Source organism: Microbacterium sp. (assembly GCF_041909575.1).
In the GTDB taxonomy this organism is placed as follows: domain Bacteria; phylum Actinomycetota; class Actinomycetes; order Actinomycetales; family Microbacteriaceae; genus Microbacterium.
In genome coordinates this window covers 37,675-45,561 of record NZ_JAYRDE010000010.1, presented here as the reverse complement: position 1 = coordinate 45,561, position 7,887 = coordinate 37,675, and the positions used below count along the sequence as shown (strand labels likewise).

Sequence of the window (7,887 nt, the reverse complement as noted above, 5' to 3'; positions counted from 1 at the left end):
CACGGTGACCGCGTCCGTCCGCAAGACCGGGCGCGTCGTGGTGACCCACGAGGCGGCGCGCGAGGCCGGCGTCGGTGCGGAGCTCATCGCGAGCGTGACCGAGCGGTGCTTCAACTACCTCGAGGCCGCGCCGCAGCGGGTGACGGGCCACGACATCCCCTACCCGCCGGCCAAGCTCGAGAAGCACCACATCCCCGATCTCGACCGGATCCTCGACGCGGTGGACCGCGTGATGGACCGGCCGAACAGCCTGACAGGCGTCGAGCTGTGATCCAGGACTTCCGCCTTCCGGATCTCGGCGAGGGACTGCCCGAGGCCGAGATCGTCGCGTGGCTCGTCGCCGAGGGCGACACCGTGGCCCTCAATCAGACGATCGCCGAGGTCGAGACCGCGAAAGCCGTCGTGGAGCTTCCTTCGCCCCACGCCGGCACCATCACGAAGCTGCACGCCGCGGCGGGCGACGTCGTCGCGGTCGGCTCCGTGCTCGTCTCGTACGATCTGGGCGGAGACGCCGCCCCGAGGCCGGCACCGGCGACCGCGGCGCCCGCCGAGGAGACGGCCCAGGCCGAGGAGACGGCCCAGGCCGAGGAGACGGCCCAGGCTGAGCCGAACCTCGTCGGCTACGGCGCGGCTCCCCGTGGCAGCGCCCGCCCGCAGCGGCGTGCCCGCGCCGCTGCCGGCCCGGCCGCGGCATCCGACACCGCCGTCCTCGAGGCAGCGCCCCACGACGCCATCCAGCCGGCGGAGGTCGAACGGCCGGTCGAGCGACCCCGGTCGACGCCGCCCGTGCGCCTCTTCGCGAAGCAGCTCGGCGTCGACCTGACCCTCGTCGAGGCCACCGGGGCGAACGGCGTCATCACGCGCGCGGACGTCGAGGCCTACGCCGAGCGCGTCGGCGCGACGCCCGTCGGCACGATGCCGGCCCCCGAGCCCGCCCTCATGCCCGAACTGAGCGCGACGCCGGCCGAGCGTACGACCCGCACCCCGATCCGCGGTGTGCGCAAGCACACGGCCGAGGCGATGGTGCGCAGCGCCTTCACCGCGCCGCATGTGACGACATTCCTCACCGTGGACGTGACGGCGACGACCGAGCTGATCGCGTCGCTGAAGGCCGACCGGGCGCTGCAGGAGCACAAGATCGGCGTCATGGCTGTTGCAGCGAAGGCCGTCTGCCTGGCCCTCGCACACCACCCCGGGCTGAACTCGAAGTGGGATGACGCGGCCGGCGAGATCGTCGAGCACCACTACGTGAACCTCGGCATCGCCGCAGCGACGGGCCGCGGACTCGTCGTGCCGAACATCCGCGACGCCCAGGAGCTCTCGCTCGTCGAGCTCGCCGACGCGATCCGCACGCTGGCGGAGACGGCGCGCTCGGGCAAGACCCCGCCCGCCGACATGATGGGCGGGACCTTCTCCATCACCAACGTCGGCGTGTTCGGCGTCGACGCGGGAACGCCGATCCTGAACCCGGGAGAGGCGGGCATCCTCGCGCTCGGGGCGGTGCGCCGTCAGCCGTGGGAGCACCGGGGCGAGATCGCCCTGCGGGACGTCATGACGCTCGCCCTCTCGTTCGACCACCGTCTGGTGGACGGCGAGCAGGGTTCGCGGTTCCTCGTCGACGTCGCGAACGTGCTGCGTGAGCCCGGCCGGGCGATGCTGCTGCGCTGAGTCCGGCAAGAGCGGGCGTCGCCCCTAGTCGGGCTTGGGGTAGAACCGCCCGCGCCCGGGCGTGGGGATCGCCTCGTACGCCTCCGCGTACGAGGCGGGTTCGCTGGCGCCCGCCGGGCCGTACCTCGCCAGGAGAAGGCCGACGAGGCCGCGTCCAGGCGGACTGAGCGGCTTGTGCCGGTGCTCGCCGCTCGCGAGGTCGATCGCGTCGTCCTCCTCGGGGTTCGGCGGGGCGTACATCGGGTGGACCACAGGCCAGTCGGAGGGCTGGCGCGGCGTCGTGAGGTTCACGATCGAGAACAGGTCGTTCGCCCCGGCATCGCGCCGGGTGAGCGGCCTGAGACCGTGCAGCCGCGTGAGGGTGGCGATGACCGCCCCATGGTGCATCTCGTCGTGGATGATCGTGTGACGCCGCGTGTAGGCCGAGACGGCGATCGCGGGCACGCGTGGACCCAGGCGGTCGAAGGCGAAGCCCATCTCGCCCCGACCGGCACCGGCCACCGGAGGGGTGGCGGCCGGCGGCGGGACATGGTCGTACGTGCCGCCGTGCTCGTCGAAGGTGATCAGCAGCAGGGTGTTCATCGCGTTTGAGCCGCCGGGAGCCGCCGAGTCCTTGATCGCGTTGTAGACGCTCGCTACCAGCTTCTCGCCGGCGCGCACGTCCGAGACGGCGGAGTCGATGATCATCGCTCCGTCCACGACGCTCGAGCGGTACACGCCGAACGGCGGATGGAAGTCGTTGTGGTTGTAGACCATGCGGGGCTCGATGAAGGCGTAGGCGGGGAGCGTCCCGGCGCGGGCGTCCTCGTAGAACTCCGTCATGTGCCCGAACCGCCCGGTGCGCCAGTACTCCTCGAGCGCCGGGGCGTGCATCATCCCCGTCAGCGAGACGAACTGGATTTCGTCGAAGTACACCTTCCACGAGACGCCGGCCTCCTCGAGCCGGTTGAAGATCGTCGGCGTGCGCGGCGCGTCGAGCCACTTGTCGTAGCCCCCGCCGTCCTTGTTCGTGACGTAGCCGTGCGAGGTGGAGGCGTGGAAGAAGGAGCGATTGCAGTAGGTCTGCGACGGAACCGCCGCGAACCACGCGTCGAACACCGCGAACTCCCTCGCCAGGGTCGACAGCACCGGCAGCTGTTCGGGGGAGAAGCCCCCCATGATGTGCCGCGCTTCCTCCACCGACGGCGCTCGTCCTTCGCGCAGGCGCTCGTAGTTGTTCCAGTAGTCCTGCACGAATCCCGACATCGTGGCGGGCGTCCCTGCGGGCGGTGCGTTGTAGGGCGGCTGCATCTGCCCGATCTGGCTCGTCGCGTTGGCCGGGGGGTCGACGGTGCCGAACAGCTGCGTGTTGACGTGGGGGAACTCCTCCCCGGGGTCGGGATTCGGCCTGCCCATCACCTCGTCGGTCGGCCCGCTGTAGGCGTGCGCGGGGATCCGCGCTCCCGTCGGTGCGACGTTCGCGTAGTCGCCGAAGGCCAGGCCGTCGAACGTCTCGCCGTCGGGAAGGTCGTCGGGCGTGTACAGCCAGCCGAGGAGGTTGTCGAACGAGCGGTTCTCACCCATCAGCACCACGACATGGTCGAAGCCGGGCTCGTGGCGCGGCGGGACGGCGACGAAGTCGATCGATCCCTCCTGGTACCCCGCCGCATGGCCGATCGCCGCGCCGGCTGCCGCGCCGACGCCGCCGCCGACCACGAGGCCGGCTGCGGCGATGCCCCCGAGCTTCAGGAAATCCCGTCGGGTGCCGGCGTCGAGGGTTCCGTCGGCGGGCGCGTGCGGGGGCGCGGGCGCGTCGACGCCGTCAGCGGCAGCCGCCCCGTCTGCATCGCTGTCCCGGCCATGCCCCGGCATGGTGTCAACAGACTAGAGCACGCCGGGTACCGCGAGGGTCAGACGGTGAGGGCCGCCAGCGCCATGGTCTCCAGCACACCGCGCACCTGACCGTCGCGGGGCTCCTCCCGAAGCGCGCGGACGCTGTGCGGCGTGGAGTTGATGAGGCCGAAGCACGCGTGGGCTCGTACGCGCAGGTCCTCGCGGCCGCGATCGGGGTGAAGGGCCGACAGGATGCCGATCCACACCTCGACGTACTCGCGCTGGAGGCGCCGCACGCTGTGACGGTCGTCGTCGGACAGGCTGGCCAGGTCGCGGTCCTGCACGCGGATGACGTCGGCGTCGCTGAGCGCGAAATCGACATGGAAGCCGATGAGCGCTCGCAGCTGATCCGCGGGCGATCCGCCGCCCGCGACCACGCCGCGACCGCCGGCGAGCAGGCGCTCGCTCACGCCGACGAGGATGGCTCCGAGGAGCGCCTGCTTGTTGGCGAAATGGCGGTAGAGGGCGGGTCCGCTGACGCCGACGGCCGCACCCAGCTCCTCGAGGCTCACCCCACTGAAGCCGCGCTCGGCGAAGAGTCTCGCCGCCTCGTGCAGGATCGCCGCCTGGCGGTCCGCCTTCGCACGATCCCGCTCGGTGACGCCGCTTGTCATCTCAGTTAATCCTCGCTAACCTGGACTCCAGTTAGTGAACACTAACCAATGCGATCGCGTCTGGACAACGAACGTGATCCGATCGTGACGTCGACGGAGATGACATGACTGCCCTCACGACCGCGGCCGTCCGCGACGACGCTTTCGCACGGACCCGCGAGGCGCAGGCCGAGCAGGCGCAGCGGTTGCGCGAGCGCCTCGCGACGGTGGCGCTCGGCGGGCCCGAGGCATCCCGCGCCCGTCATGTCGCCCGCGGCAAGCTCCTGCCTCGCGACCGCGTCGCGCGGCTCCTCGACGAGGGGAGCCCGTTCGTCGAGATCGCTCCGCTCGCCGCCGAAGGGCTCTACGGCGGCGATGCGCCGGCGGCGGGAGTCATCGCGGGCATCGGGCTCGTCCACGGGCGTCACGTGATGGTGGTCTGCAACGATGCGACCGTCAAGGGCGGCACCTACTACCCGATGACGGTGAAGAAGCATCTCCGCGCGCAGGAGATCGCGTTCGAGAACCGCCTCCCCTGCGTCTACCTCGTCGACTCGGGCGGCGCGTTCCTGCCGATGCAGGACGAGGTCTTCCCCGACCGCGACCACTTCGGCCGCATCTTCTTCAACCAGGCGCGGCTGTCGGCGGCCGGCATCCCGCAGATCGCCGCGGTCCTCGGCTCCTGCACCGCCGGCGGCGCCTACGTGCCCGCGATGAGCGACGAGACCGTCATCGTGCGGGGCCAGGGCACGATCTTCCTCGGCGGCCCGCCGCTCGTGAAGGCGGCGATCGGCGAGGTCGTCACGGCCGAGGAGCTCGGCGGGGGAGAGCTGCACGCCCGACGCTCGGGCGTCGTGGACCACCTCGCCGAAGACGACGAGCACGCCCTCGAGATCGTGCGCGACATCGTCGCGACGCTTCCGCCGCCGGCGGCGCCCGCGTGGGACGTCGCGCCCGCGGTGGCCCCGACGGTCGACCCGGACGACCTCTACGGCGTCGTCCCCGTCGACGTCAACCAGCCCTACGACGTACGCGAGGTCATCGCGCGCCTGGTCGACGCCAGCGAGTTCCACGAGTTCAAGCGCAAGTACGGCGACACCCTCGTGACGGGCTTCGCGCGCATCCACGGCCACCCGGTCGGGATCGTGGCGAACAACGGCGTGCTGTTCAGCGAGTCGGCGCAGAAGGGCGCGCACTTCATCGAGCTCTGCGACCAGCGGGGCATCCCGCTGCTGTTCCTGCAGAACATCTCCGGCTTCATGGTGGGGAGGGATGCCGAGGCCGGCGGGATCGCGAAGGACGGCGCCAAGATGGTCACGGCCGTCGCGACGACGCGAGTGCCCAAGCTGACCGTCGTCATCGGCGGTTCGTTCGGTGCGGGGAACTACTCGATGTGCGGGCGCGCGTACTCGCCGCGCTTCCTGTGGACCTGGCCCGCGAGCCGCATCTCGGTGATGGGCGGACCGCAGGCGGCATCGGTCCTCGCGACGGTCAAGCGCGATCAGCTCGAGGCGCGGGGCGAGGAGTGGTCCGCCGACGACCAGGCCGCCTTCGAGGCGCCGATCCGCGCGCAGTACGAGGAACAGGGCAATCCCTTCTACGCCACCGCCCGCCTGTGGGACGACGGGATCATCGACCCCGCAGACACCCGCGACCTGCTCGGCCTCGCGCTCGACGTCGTCGCGCGCACGCCGCTGCCCGAACCGCGCTTCGGCGTCTTCCGGATGTGAGATCGATGACTCCTCCTGCCACTCCTCCCTTCTCCACCGTGCTCGTCGCCAACCGCGGCGAGATCGCCCGCAGGGTCATCCGCACCCTCCGGCGCCTCGGCATCCGCTCCGTCGCCGTCTACAGCGACGCCGATGCCGACGCCCCGCATGTGCGCGAAGCCGACGTCGCGGTGCGGATCGGCCCGGCTGCGGCATCCGCCTCGTATCTCGATATCGACGCCGTGATCTCCGCCGCCCGCGATACCGGCGCCGAGGCGGTGCATCCGGGATACGGCTTCCTGTCCGAGAACGCGGCCTTCGCCCGGGCGTGCGCCGACGCGGGTGTCGTGTTCATCGGGCCGGGTGTGCGTGCGCTCGATGTGATGGGTGACAAGATCCGCTCCAAGGAGCACGTGTCGGCCCACGGCGTCCCGACCGTCCCCGGGTTCAGCGCGGCCGGCATGACCGACGACGAGATCGCGCGCGCGGCGTCCGACGCCGGTTTCCCCCTGCTCGTGAAGCCGTCGGCCGGCGGCGGCGGCAAGGGCATGCAGATCGTGCGCGAGCCGGGCGACCTCGCCGACGCCCTCGCGACCGCGCGCCGCGTGGCCTCGTCGGCCTTCGGCGACGACACGCTGCTGCTCGAACGCCTCATCGAGCGTCCGCGGCACATCGAGGTGCAGGTCCTCGCCGACGCGCACGGCACCGTCGTGCACCTCGGCGAGCGCGAGTGCACCCTGCAGCGCCGCCACCAGAAGGTCATCGAGGAGGCGCCGTCGCCCGTCGTCGATGCCGTCACCCGCGCGCGCATCGGGGCGGCGGCGTGCGCTGCCGCGGCGAGCGTCGACTACCGCGGCGCCGGAACCGTCGAGTTCCTCGTCGCGGGCGATCGACCCGACGAGTTCTTCTTCATCGAGATGAACACACGGCTGCAGGTCGAGCATCCGGTCACCGAACTCGTCACCGGGATCGACCTCGTCGAGCAGCAGCTGCGCATCGCGGCGGGCGACCCCCTCGCCTTCTCCCAGGAGGAGGTGCGGCTCGAAGGTCACGCGATCGAGGCGCGGGTGTATGCGGAGAGCCCCGAGCGCGGCTTCCTGCCCGCCACCGGCGCGGTGCTGCTGTGGCAGCCGGCCGAGGGCGTGAGGACGGATGCCGCGGTCGAGACCGGTTCGGTCGTCACGTCCGACTACGACCCGATGATCGCGAAGGTCATCGCCCACGGCGCCGACCGCGCCGAAGCGCTCGCCCGTCTCGATGCGGCGCTCGCGGACACGGTCCTGCTGGGCGTCGAGACGAACATCGGATTCCTCCGCGAGCTGCTGGCCGACGACGGCGTGCAGGACGGCCGGATGGATACCGGGCTGATCGATCGGATGCCGCCGTTCACGGCTCCCCAGCCGACGTCTCTCGCGCTGGGCGCGGCGGCGGCCGACGGCGCCGCTTCCGACGCGCGGGAGAGGGTGGATGCTTCATCCCCGCTGTGGCGCGAGCGGTCGGGCTGGCGGGCCGGTGGACCTCCGCCGGCGCCGACGGTGGCGATCGAGACCGCGGATGGAATCGTGGTCGTCCCGATGCCGGCTCCGAGGGTGTTCGCGGGCGCGACCCCCGAGGACGCGTGGCGGATCGACCGCCCCGACGACGACGGCGTGACGCTCGCGGTCGACGCCGACGGCTGGACGTGGGTGCATGCCGACGGCGCGACGCACCGGCTGCGTCCCCTCAGTCGCCGCCAGGCGATGGAGAGCAGGCTCGCCGCGCGCGAGCGCTCCGCCGCAGAAACCGATCCCGAGCTCCGGGCGCCGATGCCGGGCGCGGTCGTCGCCGTCCACGCCGCCGACGGCGCCGCGGTCGCGTCGGGGGACCGCCTCGTCACGATCGAGGCGATGAAGATGGAGCATCCCGTCCTCGCCCCGCACGCCGGCGTCGTCCGGCTCGACGTCGCCGTCGGGGACCAGGTGCGCCGCGACCAGATCCTCGCGCACGTCACCCTGACCCCGGCGGTTCACGAGACCGCCGATTCCCCCTCCTGAGACCCGAGGAGC

The 7,887-nt window shown here is 71.8% G+C and carries 6 protein-coding genes; 4 read left to right on the top strand and 2 right to left on the bottom strand.

Annotation, left to right across the window (positions count from 1 at the left end; translation table 11 throughout):
• On the top strand, positions 1–271 hold a 271-nt coding region (locus ACE3O1_RS02970), incomplete at its 5' end, for a transketolase C-terminal domain-containing protein (RefSeq protein ID WP_374312260.1).
• Positions 268–1,668: a dihydrolipoamide acetyltransferase family protein gene (locus tag ACE3O1_RS02965; RefSeq protein WP_374312258.1), complete on the top strand. Its 1,401-nt coding sequence runs from the start codon at positions 268–270 to the stop codon at positions 1,666–1,668. The genes ACE3O1_RS02970 and ACE3O1_RS02965, both read left to right, overlap by 4 nt.
• Positions 1,669–1,692: 24 nt before the next feature.
• On the opposite strand, the gene ACE3O1_RS02960 is transcribed toward ACE3O1_RS02965, so the two are convergent.
• Together ACE3O1_RS02960 and ACE3O1_RS02955 are read right to left on the bottom strand one after the other, a co-directional pair.
• Entirely contained in the window at positions 1,693–3,519 is a 1,827-nt protein-coding gene (locus ACE3O1_RS02960) for an alkaline phosphatase family protein (RefSeq protein ID WP_374312256.1), read from the bottom strand.
• A gap of 38 nt (positions 3,520–3,557) precedes the next feature.
• Positions 3,558–4,154, bottom strand: coding sequence for a TetR/AcrR family transcriptional regulator (locus ACE3O1_RS02955; RefSeq protein WP_374312254.1), 597 nt, complete (start codon positions 4,152–4,154; stop codon positions 3,558–3,560).
• Between the two features lie 104 nt (positions 4,155–4,258).
• On the opposite strand from ACE3O1_RS02955, the gene ACE3O1_RS02950 reads away from it, so the two are divergent.
• A complete protein-coding gene (locus ACE3O1_RS02950; RefSeq protein ID WP_374312252.1) occupies positions 4,259–5,863 on the top strand; it encodes a carboxyl transferase domain-containing protein in 1,605 nt (534 codons plus the stop codon).
• Between the two features lie 5 nt (positions 5,864–5,868).
• Complete coding sequence (locus tag ACE3O1_RS02945) at positions 5,869–7,875, top strand: biotin carboxylase N-terminal domain-containing protein (RefSeq protein WP_374312250.1); 2,007 nt, start codon at positions 5,869–5,871, stop codon at positions 7,873–7,875.
• The last annotated feature ends 12 nt before the right edge of the window (positions 7,876–7,887 follow it).

Coding starts and splice junctions, on each gene's coding strand:
- ACE3O1_RS02955 (WP_374312254.1), bottom strand. CDS start 4,154: ATGACAAGCGGCGTCACCGAGCGGGATCGTGCGAAGGCGGACCGCCAG.
- ACE3O1_RS02945 (WP_374312250.1), top strand. CDS start 5,869: ATGACTCCTCCTGCCACTCCTCCCTTCTCCACCGTGCTCGTCGCCAAC.
- ACE3O1_RS02950 (WP_374312252.1), top strand. CDS start 4,259: ATGACTGCCCTCACGACCGCGGCCGTCCGCGACGACGCTTTCGCACGG.
- ACE3O1_RS02960 (WP_374312256.1), bottom strand. CDS start 3,519: ATGCCGGGGCATGGCCGGGACAGCGATGCAGACGGGGCGGCTGCCGCT.